The following is a 19,781-nucleotide window of genomic DNA, read 5'->3' on the forward strand; positions in this document are numbered from 1 at the left end:
AGAATGTCAGTAGAAACACTTTTCCCAGTTAAAGCACCTGTCCTTATACCGATCGTCAATCAAGCCAAAAAATTTCCAGTGAACCGCATCTTTTGTATGGGACGCAACTATATGGCTCATGCTGCCGAGATGGGTGTCAGTGTAGATAAGTCTACACAATCACCTTTTTATTTTTTAAAAGATGCGGCAACTTATGTTGCATCTGGTAGTGAGATTCCTTACCCGCTTAAAACTCAAAATTATCACCATGAAATTGAACTGGTACTGGCGATAGGTAAATCTGGGGTAAATATTCAGGCTGATCAGGCTTTTGATCATATTTATGGTTATGCCTGTGGTCTGGATATGACACGTCGTGATGTACAGCTTATTGCACGTGATCAGGGCAAACCATGGGATTTGGGGAAAAATTTTGAACAATCTGCAGTGTTATCCGATATTGTTCCAGCTTCGGATGTAAACGTGGATGTAAATGCGGTAAATATTGAATTAAGGGTAAATGGTCAAACGACTCAGCATTCAAACACCCAGCATTTGATCTGGAATATTGCTGAGATGATTGAGGATCTCTCCACTTATTATACGTTGCAAGCAGGAGATTTGATTTTTACCGGTACGCCAGAAGGTGTCGGGCCTGTAGTGGTGGGAGATCTGCTAGAAGGTTCTATTGAGGGAATTGCAGAGATTAAGCTGCAAATTCGCTAAGATAAAAAATTCTTTAAGATAAAAATCCAGAATTTAGACGATGGATTCTGGTTTTTATTTGATTTGAATAGATAGGAATAATCAAGCCATCACCAATGGAATGACTTGATTATCGACTTAGAAAACGTAACGAGCGGCAATAAATGGAGCACTATGCAGCGCATTTCTATAGGGATCTTTTCGGTTATCAACCTGATACTTGTTACGGAAATATTCATAACCAAAACCAAGTTTTAGGCCGTCTTTAGCGCCAACATCGTACATATAGTTCATCTGAAATAGGGTTGCAGGTTTGGCATCCTCGTTAAAATAGCCCGGACCCGTACTGCCAATAAAGTCAACAAAGCCGTCGACAAAACCTTTGTCATGTAAGGGGAAACCAAAGTTGGCCCATAGTGCATAGGTTGGATCGAAATTGAACCGGCCACCAGCCAAATTGTTATTTGCACTTTCATAATACCAGTCTGCACCGACTTCAAAATAACCTTTGGGAACATTGAAATCCATGCTTAAACCCGCTCGGGCTTTAGTTGGGTTAGGTTCCATTGCTGAGTTTTTTAGCCCTTTATCTGCCCTTAAAGTCAGGTTGATATCACGGAGAAGCTTGTTTTCAATTTTATTGTCAAAAATTGAATTATAGGAAAAGTAACGGCGATAGAACGCATAGTATTCAGTCGCGCCACCATCACCATTTGCTTTAGGATCTTTGTCATTGGATAGAAAAATGTTAGCAACCAATACATTGCGCCCGAGCTGATCACCACTTAAATGAGTGAAGTTTAGAATGGTTTTGGATACCTGATCGGGGTTAGCAGGCTCTCGGTATTGATTACTCCATGAAACATTTACCTGATTACTTTGCCAGAACTCTGCATGGATGGTTAGACTGAAACAGCTTAGGGTCATGCCATATAAAATATGCTTGGCGATATTATGCTTTAAATATTGAAAATACATAGATACATCCTTGATCTTTATATCTGACTTTTAATTTTGACTGAATCTATTTATGCGTCTATTTATATTTAAAGATTGATTTATAATAAAATGGTTATGGTTTTAATTGGATTGTGAATAGAAATTATATATAGTGAGATTAATCTAAGATAAATGGATTTTATATTAGGGAATAATATTATGGCAAAGATCGACCATTATTTACGCTCAAACCTTAAATTAAGACATTTGCAATTATTGGTGACACTGGATGAAATGCGACATATCGGAAAGGTTGCAAATTATTTAAATGTTACTCAGCCTGCTATTTCAAAAACTTTGGCAGACTTTGAAGAAGGGTTAAATATCAAACTCTTTGATCGCACCACAAGAGGAATGTTACCGACAGAAGCAGGTGTATGTTTGGTGAAATATGCTAAAAAAATTCTAAATGAAATCGCTTCTGCTCGAGATGATCTGGTGGCAATCAGTGAAGGACGAGCCACTCGAATAGCGATAGGGTTGCTGCCAGCGGTTTCACTGTCTATTCTTCCGAACTTTATCGCAAGAGTGGAAAATGAAATGGTTTCCACAAGTATCAACGCACGAGAAGGTAGCTCAGACGTCTTGATTTCATTGCTTCGTACAGGTGAACTGGATGTCATGATTGGAAATCTGGCTGCTAAGCCACTGGGCATAGAATTTAGAACCAAGCATTTGTATAAAGATCCGATTGTGGTAGTGGTGAAAAAAGGGCATCCACTGGTGACCAAGCAGGATCTCACTTGGACAGATCTGTCAGAATTCCCAATGGTACTTCCACCTGAATTTGCCACCACTCGAATTGTGATCGAAGAATTCTTACTGTGTCATCAGGTCAATTTATCTAAACGTTATGTAGAGTCTTTATCTACACTGACCAATATCGGGGTGCTTTTGGCAACCGAATCGATTGGTTTTTTATCTTTTCAACTTGCCGATTATTTTAAAAAAGCCAATCTTGTAGATATTTTACCTTTGACGATGAAAAATATTTATATTGATATTGGCTTAGTTTGGTATACGGAAAGAACATTAACTCCATCGCAATTGAATATTATTTCAATGCTTGAGGATACTGTTTTTATCAGTAACTTAAAATAATATAAGTGCTCTATTTTATGAGTTAATTTAAATTATAAATCACATTATTTTTTAGTGTTTAATCATTCTACTATTCCAGAAAATATTTTCTTGATGATGACCTATTCAGATTCAGCGCAAGATAATAGGATGGAGTACAAGTTTCTTCGGCTTTATGAGATTAAAATTTTATCTGACGATTTTCATAACCTATTTCCGCGCAATCAGCACATCAACTGGGGCAACAGGAAATTGAACATTCTCGATCGTTTCAATGTGCTGACAACCCAGTTGTTTTAAGCTGCGATAAATATCGTCCTTTTGTGGAACGTAATTGCCTTGCATACGCATATTGAGATAATAGCTTTGAATGCCTGCATCATATTGAGATGGGTCAATTTCTGCATGACAACAAATCAATACGCCATTTGATGATAGAGCTGTAAGCAGTTTTTCTAAAATTAACGCGTAATCATCGACAAAATGTAGTACAGATGAGCACCAAATAATGTCGTATTGAGGGTGAGATTTTAAAGTTTGAAAGTCCAGAGTTTGAAAGTCTAAGCTTTGCAAGTCCGCAGCTAAATAATGTAAGCGTTGGTGTGCTGGATGGTTTGCTAAAGTGGGACGAATTGCCTCGATGACATGCGGAAGCTCTAAAAGAGTACATTCAAGTTGAGTAAACTTTTCAGCCAAATGCATTGCGATCCGTCCAGCGCCAGCACCGATATCAAGAAAATGTCTTGCTGTTTTAAATTCACGGACTACGTCAGAAAGCACATCTGCAATGTGAACTGTAACAGCGTTTTGTTCTTGGGCAATTTGTATTTGAGCCGCTTGTGCCCAAGCAGATCCGATTGTTTCTGGTGTTTGAGATTGGGCTTGGAAATCACGAGAGAAAGATACAGAAAGTTGTCCAGCAACAGACTGAATCACTTGCTGCCGATATAACAGAGCATCAGCACAATATTGATCTGATATCGGATCAAAGTAGTCTTTAAGTGCTGGTTTAATACGATAAAGCATAGCCTGTCTGGTTGGGTCAAACTGGGTATCTAACAGCTGTAAACTTGCCAAGAGCTGTAACAGATAATCGGTATTTTGAGGATGCAAAGCATGTTTCTTTGCTAGGACTGTGGCATCTACAAATTGAAATAATGATGCAAAGAGTTTATTTTCAATTGAAAAATCTAAGGCTTGCGCCTGTATTTGTGACAGGTAAATTTGCCAAATGGAATGTAAAGGATGAGGTTGAGTCAGTATTTGTACGGCTTGATTTAGAGAAAGATTCATTAAAAGCACCTTTTAAAATTACACAGGGAATGCCGATAACATTTGGTCTAGACATTCGATCCAAAGATACGATATGATGACTCAATAAATGAGAATGATTGTTATTTCTTATATTAAAATTATAGAAAATAGTATGCGGAATGAAGTTTTCGGCTAGATGGAGTATTGAGTGATGACACAATTACATCATCGTGTACGGATTGATGTAGAGCGTTCGGTTCAAGAGATCTCTTCACAGCAACAACGTATTGGCTTGCCTGAAGATTTTGGTTATTGCTATGCAGACACTTTACAGATTGAAGCTGGCTTGCTGCTTAACCAATTACACTATTGTCCTCAATATGCATTAGAAGAAGAAACCCAAGCAACACACCCAAACCCCGTGATGGTATTGACCGTTGGATTACAAGGGTGCTCAAAATATCAGAGTAACAATACAGAACAGCTCAGTTTTAAAACTGACCATATCAGTATCAATACTTTTCCATCTATTGAAGGAATACGTCACTATCAAAAACAGCAGACGGTTTCTCAACTTCGCTTGATTATGACTTCGGAATTTTTGAGTAAATATTTAAGTTCACAACAGCTCAAGACATTATTTTTCCCAAACCATATCCATCCAATCGCTTTTCAGCCTGTTTCAATGACCACTAAAGTCCATGCTTGCGCATTGGCACATTCACTATTACAACGCAACAACCAACCAAAACATAGCTTACAACAACATATTCATGCACTGAGTTTGTTATCAGAACATTTGCCGTTAATTGTGCCTGATGAATCAACAGTCTCACCTGCAAACTTGAGTATGCAGGATGTGCAAAATTTGGAAAAAGCCAAAGCGTTAATGATCAATCAAGTAGATCAAGCATTGACGATGCAGTATATCGCCAGTGTGATCGGTATGAATGTATATAAATTTAAAGCCTGTTTTATCAAGCTGTATGGGGTCAATCCGACTGAATATTTATTGCAGTTGAGGATGCGAAAAGCCCATAGCTTACTTGAGTCAGGTTTACACGTGACTCAAGTGGCCTGGCAGGTGGGATATCAATATCCCAATAATTTTACAGTTGCGTTTACTCGTTTTTATGGAAAATCACCCAAAGCATTATTTGCAAAAAATAAATCTAAATGACATGAGGAATACGTAATGAAAAAAATATCGCTTAACTTACAGGATGACATTGCCGACACGCTATTGATTACCTTATATGCCAAATCCGTTGAAACGCAGAAAAAAAATCCTTTAATTAATGACCAAACAGCCTGTGAGTTGGTGGAAAAAATTGATTATGATTTTTCAAAATATAAAAACAAGAAGGCCACGTCTGTTGGTGTTGCATTGCGTTCAACACATTTTGATCAGAAGGTTAAAGACTTCATTCAACTTCATAATTATCTTCGTAATCAGCCAATTATTGTATTTGTCGGTTGTGGTTTAGATACCCGTATACAACGTATTGGTAAAAGTGCTGAATATGCTGAATTTTATCAGTTGGATATTGCAGAAGTCATTGAGCAACGTCAGCAACTAATACCAGCGCAAAAAAATGAACACTTCATCGCAACTTCAATGTTATCGACCACTTGGATGGATCAATTAAAAGAGACGCATCCCAATGGTCATTTTATGTTTGTGATCGAAGGGGTATTGATGTACTTCAATCAAGCACAAAATCAACAGGTGTTAACAGCTTTGGCAGAGCGGTTTTCTGGTGCTGAACTGCATTTTGATATGCTTAATGCTTGGATGAGTACCAAGTCTGCTTTACACGATACTGTGAGTAAAACCAAAGCCACATTTAAGTTTGGCTTAGATGATGAAAAAGAAATCGAAACATGGCATCCCAAACTTAAACATGTACAGACCTATTTGTTTAATCAATTTAAAGGTTGGCGTCGAATGGGGCTAGTGTTAACGACACTGATGTCAATTGTTCCAAAACTGAAAACTTCTTCACGTATTGTCATGTTTAAAATTAACTAGCCTATAAAAAAACATCGATCCAGTCATATATCAAATATAAAAAATATTAGCATTAAAATGATATATGGCTTGGTTTTCAGTTGGGTTTTTATCACAGATAAGCTCCAAGTCGTTAAGTTGCTAGTCTCCGTTATTGAAATAAAATACTAATTAAAACCAGTATGAGTAATAGAATATAACCACGCTCATGCATTTGATTAGACAATTTTCCAGTCCATTGTATTGCCAATTTCATGCCTAAAAAGCCGCCTATAATCAAAGCAATTAAAGCGGGATAGTAAAAATAACCAACAAAATGTGCGCCTAGATGTTGTGGTTGGATAATTTGCCCAAGGATCAAGGTGATACAACCTGCAATAGCAACAGGCATACTTAAGGGATTGGCAAGGGCAACCGCTGAAGACATATCCAAACCACAGCGACGGAATAGGGGAACAGTCATCACACTGCCACCGACACCCAACGCTGATGCAATCCCGCCGATAAAGATGCCGCCTAGACCTTGTTCTGTTTTGGTGAGTAATCTTATTGCTTGTGGATTTGAATGCGGCTGTTTGAATTGACGAATCAGACAATCAAAAATTGTTATACACAAATAGAGCGCAAAAGACCATTTTAATACATGTGATGAAATATTCAGGGTGAGTAAAGTGCCTAAAATTGCGCCAGCAGCAATCCAATACGCGATTGGGAAGAGGTACTGCTTGTGTATTTTTCGTTGTTTATATTGCTGATAAGTTGCCAAACCAGAGTTGATCACCATCAATAATAATGAGCTTGCAACCGCACTTTTAAAAGCTAAATCATAGGCGGTAGAATGAATTGGATATTGCATACGAATTGTCGAATAAACCAATGGAACAACAACAAAGCCACCGGCAAAACCAAATAATATGGTGAGTATGCCACTGACAAATCCTGCAACCAATAAAATAAGATAGAGTTCCATACACAGAGATCTTTCAAAATAAATACCAGTTTAAGGATTTCTCGATCGGTAAAATTTGTTATATTCCGCATTTAATTACTCAAATCAGACACGGATATGAAACAAATCTCGATTCATAGTGTTGAGCATTTAAAACATAAAATGATTGCGATAGAAACGCAGTACGCTAAGTATTATGTGTTGAAGATGCACAGCCATAAACGAGCACAATTACTCTATGCTGCTCAGGGTGTGATGCATGTAGAAACACCACAAGGAAACTGGATCATTCCTCCTGAAAGGGCGGTTTGGATTCCACCGCAAGTTCCGCATCAATTGACTTTGTTTAATGTTAAAACCTGTAGTTTGTATATTCTTCCTGAATACGTCCCGAGGCAGATTGGATGTTGCGAAGTGCTGTCAATTTCGCCTTTGCTTCGACAATTACTTTTAAAAGCACCAGCGTTAAATGAACCACTTTCTAGACATGATGAGCTGATTCAAGAATTGATTTTAACTGAGCTGGGAATTTCCGAAAAAATTGAACTGCATTTACCTTTGCCAGAAAATAAAGCCATTTTAGAAATTTGCCGAAAGTTCTTAAAGCAGCCAAATATTCATTTATCACCTGAAGAAATTGCGACACAACTTTATATCAGTGAGCGGCATTTTAGTCGGCTGTTTAAAAGTGAAGTCGGGGTGTCTTTTTCAAAATGGCGACAACATGCTTGTGTACTGTTAAGTCTGGAAAAATTAATCCAAAATCAGCCAATACAGCACATTGCTTATGATTTTGGCTTTAAAAATCCGGCTGCATTCACCACCATGTTTCATCGAGTTCTAGGTTTAAGCCCAACTCAATATATGAGTCATCTGCAAAATAAAACATCTAAATAAACACTATTATTAATTTTTGACCGATCGTTATAAAAGAATAAGCCTAACTTATCAATGATGTGATTGAGACAGTCGAATCATTAGAAAAATCATGTTTTATTTAAAGCGTGTTTCTTTTCAAACTTATATCATCAAAAGGAAAGCGTAAAAAGTAGTGATAAATATAAATGAAAATGATTATAATTATGCTTCAAGTTTTTAGGTCATTGTTTAATGCAATTTAATAAATCCTCCCTCGCATTTTCAGTTTTTGCCATCATGCTATCCACCGCTCATGCTGAGTCAGAATCAGATATAACGCAAAATGCTGTAACCAATAAATTGCCAACGATTACCGTACAAGCAGACAGTGATAAAAAAGCCTATGCAGCAAAAACAGCAAGTGCGGTATTGCGATCTAAAGCGCCTTTATTTGAAACAGCTCAGTCGATTAGTGCGATCACCAATCAGCAAATTGAACAAAAGCAAGCAAAAACAGTAGCCGAAGCTTTAGAAGGTGTGGCAGGTGTGACCTCTGGTCAATATGGACGAAGAGGCTGGGATGATTTTATTATTCGTGGACAAATATCCAGTTCACAAACTTATATTGATGGGTTGCGTATTCAAGCATCAGATAATGTTTTAAGAGCGGAAGATATTTCTGGCTTAGAGTCTATTGAAGTGGTCAAAGGCCCAAACTCAGTTGGTTTTGGTTTGGCGCTGCCAGGCGGTTTAGTCAATTTAACCACCAAACGGCCACAAGCAGAAACCGCTTATAAAGGCACATTAAGTTATGGAAGCTATGGTTTAAAAGAGGGTACATTTGACCTGAACTACGCACCTGATAATCGTGCAAAAGGGGCTTTTCGTATTGTAGGACGGATCTCTGATCAAGATGACCCAACTGACCATGTCTATTTTAAAAACCAATATATTGCTCCATCATACAATTTTGATTTAGGCGATAAAGATGATTTATCTGTCATTGCCAGCTATCAACATCGTGAATACATCCGTCAACAGGGCATTCCTTATAGCAAAGGCAATTATAAAAAATATCCTTCAAGTCTATTCTTTGGCGAACCTGATCATGGTTATGACGTCGATGTTTATCGTCTTGGTGCAAATTATGCACACTACTTTGATAATGCTTGGGTTTTTAAACAGAATTTTGCGGTCACCAAAACTAATACCCAAGGCAATCCGATATTGGCATCGGGTACAAATACGCTGCCAACCATTAAACGCGCGGTGAATAATCAAGACAAACAAGATACTAACTACACCTTGGACAATAACTTACAACGTAATTTTGATTTTGGAAAGATCAACTATGATGTGATGGTCGGTGTTGATATGATGCGAGAGCGCAGTGATTATTATCGTAGAACTGATACCATCAATTCTTTTAATGCCGACCGTCCAGTTTATGGGATCACCAGTACCAAACTGGGGGCACCAACGCAACAACTAACCTATAGCCAATATACTGGTTTATATCTACGCAATACACTTAAAGTAGATGATCACTGGATTATCGGATTGTCTGGTCGACATGATTGGACTCAGGTTGAAATTGACGATGTATTAAAAAATAGCAGCAGCAAAAACTCAGACAATGCATTTACGGGCAGTGGATCGGTGATGTATCGTATCAACGATATGTTTGCACCATATATCAGTTATTCGACCTCGTTTATGCCTGTAACAGATGCCGGTGAAAATGGTCAATTGCTGAATCCTGAAGAGGGTAAACAGGCCGAAGTTGGGGTCAAGTTACAAGCACTGGATCAGCGTCTACAAGGCTATATTGCCTATTATGATCTGACCCGTAAAAATGTAACTGAAGCAGATATTTCTGGAAACTTTTCAATCCAAACAGGCGAACAAGTCACCAAAGGTTTTGAAGCAGAAATTGCTGCGGCATTAACCGATCAATGGAATGCCACAGCAACCTATAGCTATATCCCAACAGCAAAAGTCACTGAAAGTGTGATTGCCAGTGATATTGGCAAACGTACCAATCATGTACCTAAAAATGCCAGTTCGTTATCTACCCAGTACTATTTTAGCCCAGATAAATTAGGTTGGAATATTGGTGCGGGGATTCGTTATCAAGGTTCTCGAACAGCACAACGTAGTACAGATTTTGTCTACTTACCAAGTTATGCCTTATTTGATGTAAATGCGGGTTATGAAGCCAAAAATTGGGGTGCGGGTTTAACGATTAAAAACTTATTTGATAGAGAGTATCTGGCAGGGACCACACCAAATGCACAATTGGTTAATTGGGGGGATCCAATGATGGTTCGTCTGAATGTGAAATTTAAATATTAACAGCTGTTCGCTTTAGATATTATTATTTTCGCTATTTGAATTTAATGCTAAGGCGGAAGCTTTATGGGTATTGGAGATGACAATACCCATTTTTTTCAGTATAAAAAAGTTGGAATTAAAGATACTCAGATTTATTAAAATATTGGCTAATCGAGCGAAAACCTTAAGACATTCAGTTTAGAACAACACTATGGCTAATTTCTACCATCGTGATAAAAATCATTGATGCTATAGAGAAGTGATTAAAAAGCTTAAATTAAGATGCAGTGAATGATGTCGATTATGCAGAGATCTGCTTGAAAAGCATTTTATGATTACAGCAATTCGTTTTAAAACATTCTATAATTCAGGCCTATTTATTTTGCTGTATTTATCTAAATTTTTTTATGTCTCAGCTTTCCCAATACTTTGCTCAAAACCAATTTTGTTGTTTGGTGGAATATTTGCCTTCAAAGCAAGAGGTATTGCCTGTAGCAACACAACTGGCGGGCTTTCCTGTATGTATGACTTTGTCAGATCGAGTACGTTCAGATGAAGATATTGCACCATTAATCGCCGCACAATCTTATCCACAGCAGATTGAAAAAGTATTGCACTATGCAGGTAAAGGCCGAGATATTCATGATTTCAATCTGTTTTTAACGCAAGCCAAACAACACGGACAGCAAAATTTATTGTTACTGACTGGCGATAAGTTAAAACAACATCATGATGGACAAGGTAGCCACGCTCGAACACGCTATTTAGAATCGGTGAATGCGGTCATCGCTGCCAAACAACAGGGCGGCTTTCATATTGGCGTTGCTTTGAATCCGTTTAAATATAGCCAAGCAGAAAAACAAGCGCAGTATTTAAAATTACATAAAAAACTACAAGCCGGCGCTGATTATATTATTACCCAGTTGGGCTTTGACCTCGTGGCACTTAAACAAGCGCATGAGTTTTTAATTGAAGAAAACTATACGCAAAAAATTCTTGCTTGTGTGATGCCGCTGACTTTAGCACGAGCGAAATTTATGCTGAAACATAACGTTGCAGGTATTGTGATTACACCACATATGCTTGAAGTGTTGGCTCAAGAACATGATTCTGATCAAACTGAAAATACTTATTTACGTTGTGCTTTGCAAATTTTGATTTGTCAGCATATTGGTTATGCTGGTGTGCATCTTTCTGCGTGCCATAAAGCCGATGAGCAAGCGATTTTAACTAGTTATATTGAACAGTATCGACATCTTGATCTTAAACAATGTGAACAATTATGGACTCAATTATGGCAGCTTAAAACGGGCAATGAATTACGCCCAGCTGCTGTAGAAAAGTCTAAGCTGCGTAATTTGCATCAGAAAGTGAAATATCAATTTTTAGATACCATTCACAGTACCATGTTTAATTCCAGTTTGGTCAAAGGGCTGGGTGCTTATATTTTTAGTGCGAATTTTTGGAATAAAGCCCTTGCAGCAAAATTACTATTACAAGCGGAATATTTGAGTAAGCACTTTATTGTCGGGTGTGAGAGCTGTGGTCAGTGTCGGCTGGCTGAAACCTTATACATTTGCCCTGAAACTTGCCCTAAAGGTCTGGCAAATGGTCCATGCGGTGGCACACATTTAGACCGTTGTGAATTTGGGGATCGAGAGTGTATACACTCTATCAAAGCTCGATTGGCTGAAGAGGTCGATCAAATTCAGATATTAAAAAAACAGCTGATTCCAACTGTACCGATAGAAGTACGTGGAACCAGCTCTTGGAAAAACTGGTATGTGAAGCAGTGATAAAGGGACGAGTTTGAATAAATTAATTTTCCTCGTCCATCGCATTGGTATAAAACTTTTCACCTAATTTGATTCGGTCACGACCGTTTTTCATACGCCAGCGATTGGTATCTCGCAGTGAATAAACACAGCCACAGTATTCTTGTTGGTAAAATTCTTCACGTTTGCTGATCTCGATCATACGATGTGCACCGCCACTTTTACGCCAGTTATAATCCCAATATTCAATTTGTGGGTAATGTGCGGCAGCTCGGATTCCACAGCCGTTAATTTGTTGCATATCTTTCCAACGCGATATGCCCAATGAGCTGCTGATTAAACTAAATCCATGTTCGTGTGCGTAGAGTGCGGTTCTCTCAAAACGCATATCGAAACACATGGTACAGCGGATGCCTTTTTCAGGCTCATTTTCCATACCTTTGGCACGTTCAAACCAATTGTCTGTATCGTAGTCACAGTCAATAAATGGAATATTATGCTTCTCAGCAAAGCGAATATTTTCTTCTTTGCGAATTAAATATTCTTTGACTGGATGAATATTTGGATTATAGAAAAAAATTGAAAAGTCGATGCCTGATTCAATTAAGGTTTCCATGACTTCACCTGAGCAAGGCGCGCAACATGAATGCAGCAACAATTTGTCGTGGCCTTGGGGGAGTGTGAGCTTTTGGCGTTCCAGAGTCATGTTAAACAATATAAAAAATGAATAATCTTCTATTCTAGAAGTTTTAACGTCTTGTGGTGCTTAAATTCACTGAAATGTTTTCAGTCTAAGCTGAAAGTTTTTAAGGATGATATTTTAAATCACCAGATTTAGTTCATTCAAAAATGGAGTGATTTAATTGTATGGATGAGTAAGAGCATCTTCAATATTTTGCGTATCATTTAAAAATGAATAAAAATAACAAAATTAAAATTGAAGTGAAAATAATTAAACATAAACATCATCAATCCGTTATGCTATAGCCAGATCACCTTTAACATATTAATTTGGTAATGACGGAATGTTAGAACTTCGACATCTAAAAACACTTACTGCTTTACGTGAACATGGTTCATTGGTTGCAGCAGCAGGAGATTTGTGTTTAACGCCTTCTGCTTTATCACACCAGCTTCGAGAGTTAGATCAATGGTTTGGTGTCGAAGTGGTGAATCGCCGCTCACGCCCTGTGAGTTTTTCTAATGTTGGTCAACGATTACTGAAACTTGCTGATGATATTTTGCCACAAGTGCAAATTGCCCAGTCTGATATTACCCGTATTGTGCATGGGCAAACGGGACGAATCGTTTTCTCTTCTGAATGCCACAGTTGTTTTGATTGGCTTATGCCATTGCTGAATCAGTATCGTCAGCAATACCCAGATGTAGATTTGGATTTTGCCTCAGGATTTGAAGCCAATCCGCATGAGTTATTACAAACCGGTGAATTTGATTTGTTAATTACAGCAGATCCAATTGCGCTAAAAGGGGTAGAGTATTTTCCAATTTTTGAATATGAATCGCGATTGGTGCTCTCAATCACGCATCCTTTAGCACGAATGAAAGAAATTACGGTGCAAGAGTTGGCGGAAGAAACCTTGGTGACCTATCCAGTGGATAAGCATCGGCTGGATATCATGTCGAGATTATTTATTCCTGCCAATATTCAGCCAAAACATATTCGCACCACAGACTTAACCCAAATGTTGATTCAACTTGTGGCAAGTGGTCATGGTATCGCAGCACTGCCTGATTGGGTGGTTAATGAATATGAGCAAAAGGGCTGGGTGGTTTCTCGCCGTTTAGATTGTGTTGCGCCTGAAGGTTTACGTCGAACCTTATATGCAGGTTATCGTGTAGAAGAAAAAGAAAAAGATTATTTTGATGGCTTTCTTAAGCAATTGGATAAATTCTCGAAAAAAAGAGCAACGTATTACTAAAATGCATTATTAATGAGTCATCCTGTAGCACCTGCTTGCTGAGTACGATGAATCATTTTAACACGCGCTGACTCAGGCTGGTTTTGGCCTAAATGAGCGCGTGTTTTTTATCGGGTGTTTTCGCTATATCCCTGAATTATCTTCTTAAGCAGAATATGAGCAAAACAAAGCTTGGCTTTGTTTGCAGCGTAAGGTTTGCCATGCCCTAAGTCAACCTATCGACGAGCCTAAATATTTTTTGTGCTGCGCTGTTTCGATGACAGGTTTCTTTTAGAAAAGGATTTTATTAGAGATGGCTTTTAATTAGAGATCGTTTTATTTAGAACGGATTTTTATTTAGCACATCGCCATTTTTTAGCTCATTAATAACTCATTTTTGCTTTCTATGTCCTGAAATGCACTCTTATCGCACAAAATTAGTATTACTAAAACATAAAAACGTAATACTTAATTGGCACATCCTTTGCATCAAATAAAATTATAAAAAGTGATCTAGGGTTCCGATACTTGTCTAAAAGAGTATGTCTGGACCGAGAGTTCGCGGTTCGAAAGAACTACACGGAGGGATAAAAGCCCGGGAGGAAGTCAATAAACTATCCGAACAGGAGTGGCTATGCATACGACAAATTATCATGATCAACAGGTCATTTGGTCTGAAAAATTACCCGGTGGGCATCACTGGTCAGGTCGCATTCCCAAAGGAAGCGTACTTCAATTTAAAGCTTTATCTGCCGATGCCAATGTCTCTTTATTTTGTGTGAATGCCCATGATCGACTTGAGCGTTTTAATATGCCTGATAGTTTAAAAGGGCAACATACTGCTTTTTTAACCCAAGGTCATGTGTTGTATTCCGATTTGGGGCGGGTTATGGCCTCAATTATTTATGATGATCATGGCTGGAATGACGCTTTGTGTGGTCCAAGTCGTCCAGAACAAATCCAAGCTACTTTTGGAATAAAGACATTCCAAGATGCCCGAAATCAAATGATTCAAAATGGTCTAGATGGTTTGCTGATTGAAATGAGCAAATATTCACTTGGGCAAATCGACCTCAGCGCAACAGTGAATTTATTTTCAAAAGTGACCCCAGATGATGCGGGTGCATTGTCTTATATTGGCTCAGACAATACTGGGCAAATCATTGAACTGCGTTTTGAAATGGATTGTTTTGTATTCTTATCGGCTGCACCGCATGGTTTAGATCATTCAGCGCAATATGCCCCCGCTGATATAGAAATGGGTCTTTTTACCGCATTGCCCTTAACAGAAAACGATATTTGTCGAGACTCATGTCCGCAAAATCAACGTGCATTTGACAATAACCAGCGTTATTACGCGCTGAGTTCATCTAGTAACACACGCATTTAAGGACAATCATCATGAGCATTTTAACTTCAATCGAAAAGCCTATTTTAGATCAAGCCTTGTTAAATGAAGTTTGTCCTGCGGGTGAAGCATGGATGGGCGAAGTAAAAAAAGGCCAATATTTCCGTATTGTTGATTTAGAAGGCAATCAAGCCGTCGATACCTTATTTATCTCAGCAGAAAACCCAGCAGAACGTTATAGCGCAACAGATACTTTGGCCATTAATCAGCATGTTTACCTTGAAAAAGGGACAACCTTATACAGTAATTTAGGCCGCCCAATTGCAGTGATTGTCGATGATAACTGCGGTCGTCATGACACCTTAGGCGGTGCTTGTTCATGTGAAAGTAATACGGTTCGCTATGCACATGACACCTATCCAATCCACAGTTGTCGTAATAATTTTATGTATGCATTAGCCAAGCATCCGATTGCACAAAAACATCAGTTAAACGTTCGGCACATCGGCCCAAATATTAATTTCTTTATGAATGTGCCTGTCAGCTCGGACGGCCATTTAACCTTTGCTGATGGTATTTCTGCTGCTGGAAAATATGTGGAAATTCAAGCAGAGATGGATTTGATCGTACTGATTTCAAATTGCCCGCAATTAAATAACCCATGTAATGGCTATAACCCAACGAAAATTCAATTGCTGATACACAATGGTATGGGAGCATAAATATGTTTAAAAAAGTTCTTATTGCCAATCGTGGTGCAATCGCTTGTCGTGTGATTCGTACACTAAAAAAACTTGGCATCGCTTCCGTTGCTGTTTATTCAGAAGCTGATCAGGATTCTTTACATGTGACTTTAGCCGACGAGGCATTTTGTATTGGTGCTGCACCAGCACAACAAAGTTATTTAAATATTGAAAAAATTCTACAAATTGCCAAGCAAACTGGCGCTGAAGCAATCCATCCGGGTTATGGTTTTTTGTCTGAAAACGCAGAGTTTTGTGACCTATGTGAAAATCAGGGCATTGCCTTTATTGGCCCAACCTCAAGCCAAATGCTGGACTTTGGTCTAAAACATACGGCCCGCGAACTGGCGATTAAAAGCCAAGTACCACTGTTGCCGGGAAGTTCTTTGCTTTCAGGCGAACCAGAAGCAATCACCGAAGCTGCACGTATTGGCTATCCTGTGATGTTAAAAAGTACTGCGGGTGGTGGTGGTATCGGTATGCGTTTGGTTTGGGATGAAGCGGAACTCAAAGACGCTTATCAAACCGTTTCGTATTTGGCCCAATCCAACTTTAAAGATGCAGGCTTGTACTTAGAAAAATTTGTGCAGCATGCTCGACATATTGAAGTACAAATTTTTGGTGATGGAAAAGGGCTAGTGCTGGCTTTAGGAGAACGAGATTGTTCTGTACAACGACGTAATCAAAAAGTCATAGAAGAAACACCCGCACCGCATTTAACCGATGAGCAACGTGACTATATTCAAACTGTCGCAATTCAACTTATGCAATCTGTGAATTATCGTTCAGCAGGTACGGTTGAGTTTGTGATGGATACTGAAACCGAGCAGTTCTATTTCTTAGAGGTGAATACCCGTCTGCAAGTTGAACATGGCGTGACGGAACAAGTCTATGCTGTAGATCTGGTTGAATGGATGGTGACTTTGGCCAGTGGCGATTGGTCAGCACCCACTGAAAAATTAGCGTCAAAAGGACATTCGATTCAAGTGCGTTTATATGCGGAAGATCCGATTAAACAATTTCAACCCAGCGCAGGCTTACTGACCTATGTGCAATTTGATCAAAATGCACGGGTCGAAACATGGGTTGAAACTGGTTCAAATGTATCTTCATTTTATGATCCCATGCTTGCCAAAATCATTGTGACGGCGTCTGATCGAGGTGCAGCAATTCAAGCCATGCTATCTAGTCTGGCAGATACACAGATTGCAGGAATCGAAACCAATCTGGAATACCTACAAAATATTATTGCGGGTGAGGTGTTTAATTCAGGGACACAAACCACACGCTTCTTAAATAGCTTTGTATGGAAAACCCAAAAAATTGAGGTTTTACAATCGGGTATTCAAACCGCAATTCAGGATATTACTGGTCGTTTAGGGTACTGGGATGTGGGTGTTCCACCATCGGGTGCAATTGATCCTTTAAGTTTAAATGTCGCCAACCAACTTTTAGGCAATCCTTATAATACTTCTGGATTGGAATGTACCTTACAAGGGCCAAGTTTAAAGTTTCATTGTGATAGTCAAATTGTGATTACTGGTGGCGACATGCCATCTAAACTGGATGGCGTACTGGTTCCAATGTGGCAAACCGTAAATGTTAAAAAAGGTCAGGTGTTAAAGTGTGGAACAATGAGCACTGGATGCCGAAGCTATATTGGGATCAAAGGTGGTTTCCATGTTCCCGAATATTTAGGATCAAAAGCAACTTTTACACTGGGACAGTTTGGTGGGCATGCAGGGCGTAATTTATTAATAGGGGATATGCTTGCGATTACTGAATATTCATCTGATCAAAGCAAAAGTTTAGCCGCAGATCAAATCCCTAAATTTGCGCGTCATTGGGAAATTGCGGTGATGTATGGTCCGCATGGCGCGCCAGATTTCTTTACCAAAAACGATATTGATAGATTCTTTAACAATCAGTTTGAGATTCACTATAATTCCAGTCGTACCGGTATTCGTTTAATTGGCCCAAAACCTGAGTGGGCACGTGAAGATGGCGGTGAAGCAGGTCTACATCCGTCAAATATTCATGACAATGCTTATGCAATTGGTGCGATTGATTTTACAGGCGACATGCCGATCATCTTAGGGCCTGATGGTCCAAGCTTAGGTGGCTTCGTTTGTCCAGCAGTGGTGATTCATTCTGAACTTTGGAAAATTGGTCAACTTAAAGCAGGTGATAAAGTTAAATTTATTCCTGTCAGTTATGCGCAAGCAAAAGTCTTGGATCACACATATCATCAAAGCCTTATCGCTTCTGACACAGATGAAGTGAATTTTAATCCTGTATTCCACGCGGAAAATGACACATTAGAAAATGCTGTTTTAGCCACACGCGTAGGACAAGCACATTTACCGAGTGTGACTTACCGACCTGCGGGGAATAGCTATTTATTAGTTGAATATGGTGATCTGGTTTTAGACTTGAATCTACGGTTCCGTATTCATGCTTTGATGCAATGGGTAAAAGAGCAGAATATCCATGGAATTATTGATCTGACTCCGGGGATTCGTTCATTACAAATTCATTTTGATTCAATTCAAATCGATCAACTTGAGCTATTGGAAAAACTTCAACGAGCGGAAGCGGAACTACCCGATATTCACAATATGCAAGTGCCTTCACGGACCGTGTATTTACCACTGGCATGGGAAGATTCACAAACCCAATTGGCGACTGAGCGCTATACACAAATCGTCCGTCCTGATGCGCCGTGGTGCCCTGATAATATTGAGTTTATTCGTCGTATCAATGGCCTAGCATCAAAGCAAGCGGTAAAAGATGTGGTCTATAGTGCCAATTATCTGGTCATGGGATTGGGTGATGTTTATTTAGGTGCACCCGTTGCCACACCACTTGATCCGCGTCAGCGTTTGGTCACAACAAAATATAACCCTGCAAGAACTTGGACACCAGAAAATGCTGTTGGTATCGGTGGGGCATATATGTGTGTTTATGGTATGGAAGGTCCCGGGGGCTATCAATTTGTGGGACGTACCACACAAATGTGGAGCCGTTATCGTAAAAATGCCAATTTTGAAGCTGACAAGCCGTGGTTATTACGCTTCTTTGATCAGGTTAAATTCTATGAGGTTTCAGAAGCAGAATTGCTACAAATGCGTGAAGATTTTAAAGCAGGGCGTTTGCAACTGCGTATTGAAGAGGGTGTGCTTAATCTTAAAGAATACAATGATTTCCTTGCTGCAAATCAGGACAGTATTCATACTTTTAAACAAACGCAACAAGCCAACTTTGAAGCAGAGCGCCGTCGTTGGCATGCCGCAGGTTTACAAGAATATGTATCAGAAGGTTTAGATACTGTAGATGATGGTGAAGCGGTCAGTATTCCTGAAGGTGGTTGTGCAGTTGAATCACATATGCCCGGTTCGATTTGGAAAATCGAATGTGCTTCTGGAGATATTGTTGAAGAAGGTGCAACCCTTGCGGTGATTGAAGCGATGAAAATTGAAATTCCCATTCTTGCACCTGAACGGATGAAGGTGGAAGCCATCACCATTGAAAAAGGTCAGACGGTTAAGACTGGACAGGTGTTGTTTACCTTGGCACCTGTAGCCTGATAAAAATCAACAAAGGAGCGTCAGTCATGATGCTCCTTTTCTGTTTTAAACATAGATTTATTTTTTTCTATTTGCTTTACAGCCATAATCCTATCAAGTGTCATAAGTTAGAAAGACTTAACCGATTAAAATTAAAATAAAAGAGGCTTTTACTGTTAAACCTAGATAACGCTTCGCGCTATGCTTGTGCATTTAATTTATTTTTGCCCGAAAATCATCCATAAATACACGCTAAAACCA

General features: G+C 39.0%; 15 protein-coding genes and 1 riboswitch. Of the genes, 11 read left to right on the forward strand and 4 right to left on the reverse strand.

The window, feature by feature from the left end; all coding sequences use genetic code 11:
* Nucleotides 1-3 precede the first annotated feature (3 nt).
* Nucleotides 4-705 carry a fumarylacetoacetate hydrolase family protein gene (locus GJV03_RS15215; protein ID WP_105714079.1) on the forward strand — a complete coding sequence of 234 codons (702 nt, stop codon included), beginning with the start codon at nucleotides 4-6 and terminating at the stop codon, nucleotides 703-705.
* A gap of 117 nt (nucleotides 706-822) precedes the next feature.
* Here the strand turns inward: GJV03_RS15215 and GJV03_RS15220 are convergent, their stop codons facing one another.
* On the reverse strand, nucleotides 823-1,662 hold the full coding sequence (locus GJV03_RS15220) for a hypothetical protein (protein ID WP_105714080.1): 840 nt from the start codon (nucleotides 1,660-1,662) through the stop codon (nucleotides 823-825).
* A gap of 180 nt (nucleotides 1,663-1,842) precedes the next feature.
* On the opposite strand from GJV03_RS15220, the gene GJV03_RS15225 reads away from it, so the two are divergent.
* On the forward strand, nucleotides 1,843-2,784 hold the full coding sequence (locus tag GJV03_RS15225) for a LysR substrate-binding domain-containing protein (RefSeq protein ID WP_171287935.1): 942 nt from the start codon (nucleotides 1,843-1,845) through the stop codon (nucleotides 2,782-2,784).
* A 189-nt stretch (nucleotides 2,785-2,973) separates the two neighbouring features.
* On the opposite strand, the gene GJV03_RS15230 is transcribed toward GJV03_RS15225, so the two are convergent.
* On the reverse strand, nucleotides 2,974-4,056 hold the full coding sequence (locus GJV03_RS15230; protein WP_105714082.1) for a class I SAM-dependent methyltransferase: 1,083 nt from the start codon (nucleotides 4,054-4,056) through the stop codon (nucleotides 2,974-2,976).
* A 172-nt stretch (nucleotides 4,057-4,228) separates the two neighbouring features.
* Here GJV03_RS15230 and GJV03_RS15235 point away from each other — a divergent pair, with 172 nt between their 5' ends.
* Both GJV03_RS15235 and GJV03_RS15240 read left to right on the forward strand, forming a co-directional pair.
* Entirely contained in the window at nucleotides 4,229-5,197 is a 969-nt protein-coding gene (locus GJV03_RS15235; RefSeq protein ID WP_105714083.1) for an AraC family transcriptional regulator, read from the forward strand.
* A gap of 15 nt (nucleotides 5,198-5,212) precedes the next feature.
* A complete protein-coding gene (locus tag GJV03_RS15240; protein ID WP_004724692.1) occupies nucleotides 5,213-6,049 on the forward strand; it encodes a class I SAM-dependent methyltransferase in 837 nt (278 codons plus the stop codon).
* Between the two features lie 130 nt (nucleotides 6,050-6,179).
* Here GJV03_RS15240 and GJV03_RS15245 read toward each other — a convergent pair whose 3' ends face one another.
* Nucleotides 6,180-6,998 carry a sulfite exporter TauE/SafE family protein gene (locus GJV03_RS15245; RefSeq protein WP_105714084.1) on the reverse strand — a complete coding sequence of 273 codons (819 nt, stop codon included), beginning with the start codon at nucleotides 6,996-6,998 and terminating at the stop codon, nucleotides 6,180-6,182.
* Between the two features lie 96 nt (nucleotides 6,999-7,094).
* Between GJV03_RS15245 and GJV03_RS15250 the strand changes: the two genes are divergently transcribed.
* The 3 genes from GJV03_RS15250 to GJV03_RS15260 all read left to right on the forward strand — a co-directional run bounded on the left by GJV03_RS15250 (nucleotide 7,095) and on the right by GJV03_RS15260 (nucleotide 11,965).
* Nucleotides 7,095-7,874: a helix-turn-helix transcriptional regulator gene (locus GJV03_RS15250; RefSeq protein WP_004724689.1), complete on the forward strand. Its 780-nt coding sequence runs from the start codon at nucleotides 7,095-7,097 to the stop codon at nucleotides 7,872-7,874.
* 213 nt (nucleotides 7,875-8,087) lie between these two features.
* Entirely contained in the window at nucleotides 8,088-10,190 is a 2,103-nt protein-coding gene (locus tag GJV03_RS15255; RefSeq protein ID WP_154130468.1) for a TonB-dependent siderophore receptor, read from the forward strand.
* 386 nt (nucleotides 10,191-10,576) lie between these two features.
* On the forward strand, nucleotides 10,577-11,965 hold the full coding sequence (locus GJV03_RS15260; protein ID WP_154130469.1) for a methylenetetrahydrofolate reductase C-terminal domain-containing protein: 1,389 nt from the start codon (nucleotides 10,577-10,579) through the stop codon (nucleotides 11,963-11,965).
* A 22-nt stretch (nucleotides 11,966-11,987) separates the two neighbouring features.
* On the opposite strand, the gene GJV03_RS15265 is transcribed toward GJV03_RS15260, so the two are convergent.
* On the reverse strand, nucleotides 11,988-12,650 hold the full coding sequence (locus GJV03_RS15265; protein WP_081401080.1) for an epoxyqueuosine reductase QueH: 663 nt from the start codon (nucleotides 12,648-12,650) through the stop codon (nucleotides 11,988-11,990).
* A 319-nt stretch (nucleotides 12,651-12,969) separates the two neighbouring features.
* Between GJV03_RS15265 and GJV03_RS15270 the strand changes: the two genes are divergently transcribed.
* The 4 genes from GJV03_RS15270 to uca all read left to right on the forward strand — a co-directional run bounded on the left by GJV03_RS15270 (nucleotide 12,970) and on the right by uca (nucleotide 19,541).
* The gene (locus GJV03_RS15270; RefSeq protein ID WP_004724679.1) at nucleotides 12,970-13,884 is read left to right on the forward strand and encodes a LysR family transcriptional regulator; all 915 of its coding nucleotides are present in this window, start codon (nucleotides 12,970-12,972) and stop codon (nucleotides 13,882-13,884) included.
* 481 nt (nucleotides 13,885-14,365) lie between these two features.
* Nucleotides 14,366-14,467: riboswitch (guanidine-I (ykkC/yxkD leader) on the forward strand.
* Nucleotides 14,468-14,497: 30 nt separating this feature from the next.
* Nucleotides 14,498-15,253 (forward strand): urea amidolyase associated protein UAAP1, encoded by a 756-nt coding sequence (locus tag GJV03_RS15275; protein ID WP_004822762.1) that lies wholly within the window; start codon nucleotides 14,498-14,500, stop codon nucleotides 15,251-15,253.
* Between the two features lie 11 nt (nucleotides 15,254-15,264).
* On the forward strand, nucleotides 15,265-15,933 hold the full coding sequence (locus tag GJV03_RS15280) for an urea amidolyase associated protein UAAP2 (RefSeq protein WP_154130470.1): 669 nt from the start codon (nucleotides 15,265-15,267) through the stop codon (nucleotides 15,931-15,933).
* A gap of 2 nt (nucleotides 15,934-15,935) precedes the next feature.
* Entirely contained in the window at nucleotides 15,936-19,541 is a 3,606-nt protein-coding gene (gene uca, locus GJV03_RS15285; RefSeq protein WP_105714088.1) for an urea carboxylase, read from the forward strand.
* Nucleotides 19,542-19,781 lie beyond the last annotated feature (240 nt).

This window comes from Acinetobacter sp. RIT698 (assembly GCF_009668065.1).
Lineage (GTDB): Bacteria > Pseudomonadota > Gammaproteobacteria > Pseudomonadales > Moraxellaceae > Acinetobacter > Acinetobacter guillouiae.

What these genes read in the sequence shown, in the direction of transcription:
- GJV03_RS15215 (WP_105714079.1), top strand. Translation starts at nt 4, where the DNA reads ATGTCAGTAGAAACACTTTTCCCAGTTAAAGCACCTGTCCTTATACCG.
- GJV03_RS15220 (WP_105714080.1), bottom strand. Translation starts at nt 1,662, where the DNA reads ATGTATTTTCAATATTTAAAGCATAATATCGCCAAGCATATTTTATAT.
- GJV03_RS15225 (WP_171287935.1), top strand. Translation starts at nt 1,843, where the DNA reads ATGGCAAAGATCGACCATTATTTACGCTCAAACCTTAAATTAAGACAT.
- GJV03_RS15230 (WP_105714082.1), bottom strand. Translation starts at nt 4,056, where the DNA reads ATGAATCTTTCTCTAAATCAAGCCGTACAAATACTGACTCAACCTCAT.
- GJV03_RS15235 (WP_105714083.1), top strand. Translation starts at nt 4,229, where the DNA reads ATGACACAATTACATCATCGTGTACGGATTGATGTAGAGCGTTCGGTT.
- GJV03_RS15240 (WP_004724692.1), top strand. Translation starts at nt 5,213, where the DNA reads ATGAAAAAAATATCGCTTAACTTACAGGATGACATTGCCGACACGCTA.
- GJV03_RS15245 (WP_105714084.1), bottom strand. Translation starts at nt 6,998, where the DNA reads ATGGAACTCTATCTTATTTTATTGGTTGCAGGATTTGTCAGTGGCATA.
- GJV03_RS15250 (WP_004724689.1), top strand. Translation starts at nt 7,095, where the DNA reads ATGAAACAAATCTCGATTCATAGTGTTGAGCATTTAAAACATAAAATG.
- GJV03_RS15255 (WP_154130468.1), top strand. Translation starts at nt 8,088, where the DNA reads ATGCAATTTAATAAATCCTCCCTCGCATTTTCAGTTTTTGCCATCATG.
- GJV03_RS15260 (WP_154130469.1), top strand. Translation starts at nt 10,577, where the DNA reads ATGTCTCAGCTTTCCCAATACTTTGCTCAAAACCAATTTTGTTGTTTG.
- GJV03_RS15265 (WP_081401080.1), bottom strand. Translation starts at nt 12,650, where the DNA reads ATGACTCTGGAACGCCAAAAGCTCACACTCCCCCAAGGCCACGACAAA.
- GJV03_RS15270 (WP_004724679.1), top strand. Translation starts at nt 12,970, where the DNA reads ATGTTAGAACTTCGACATCTAAAAACACTTACTGCTTTACGTGAACAT.
- GJV03_RS15275 (WP_004822762.1), top strand. Translation starts at nt 14,498, where the DNA reads ATGCATACGACAAATTATCATGATCAACAGGTCATTTGGTCTGAAAAA.
- GJV03_RS15280 (WP_154130470.1), top strand. Translation starts at nt 15,265, where the DNA reads ATGAGCATTTTAACTTCAATCGAAAAGCCTATTTTAGATCAAGCCTTG.
- uca (WP_105714088.1), top strand. Translation starts at nt 15,936, where the DNA reads ATGTTTAAAAAAGTTCTTATTGCCAATCGTGGTGCAATCGCTTGTCGT.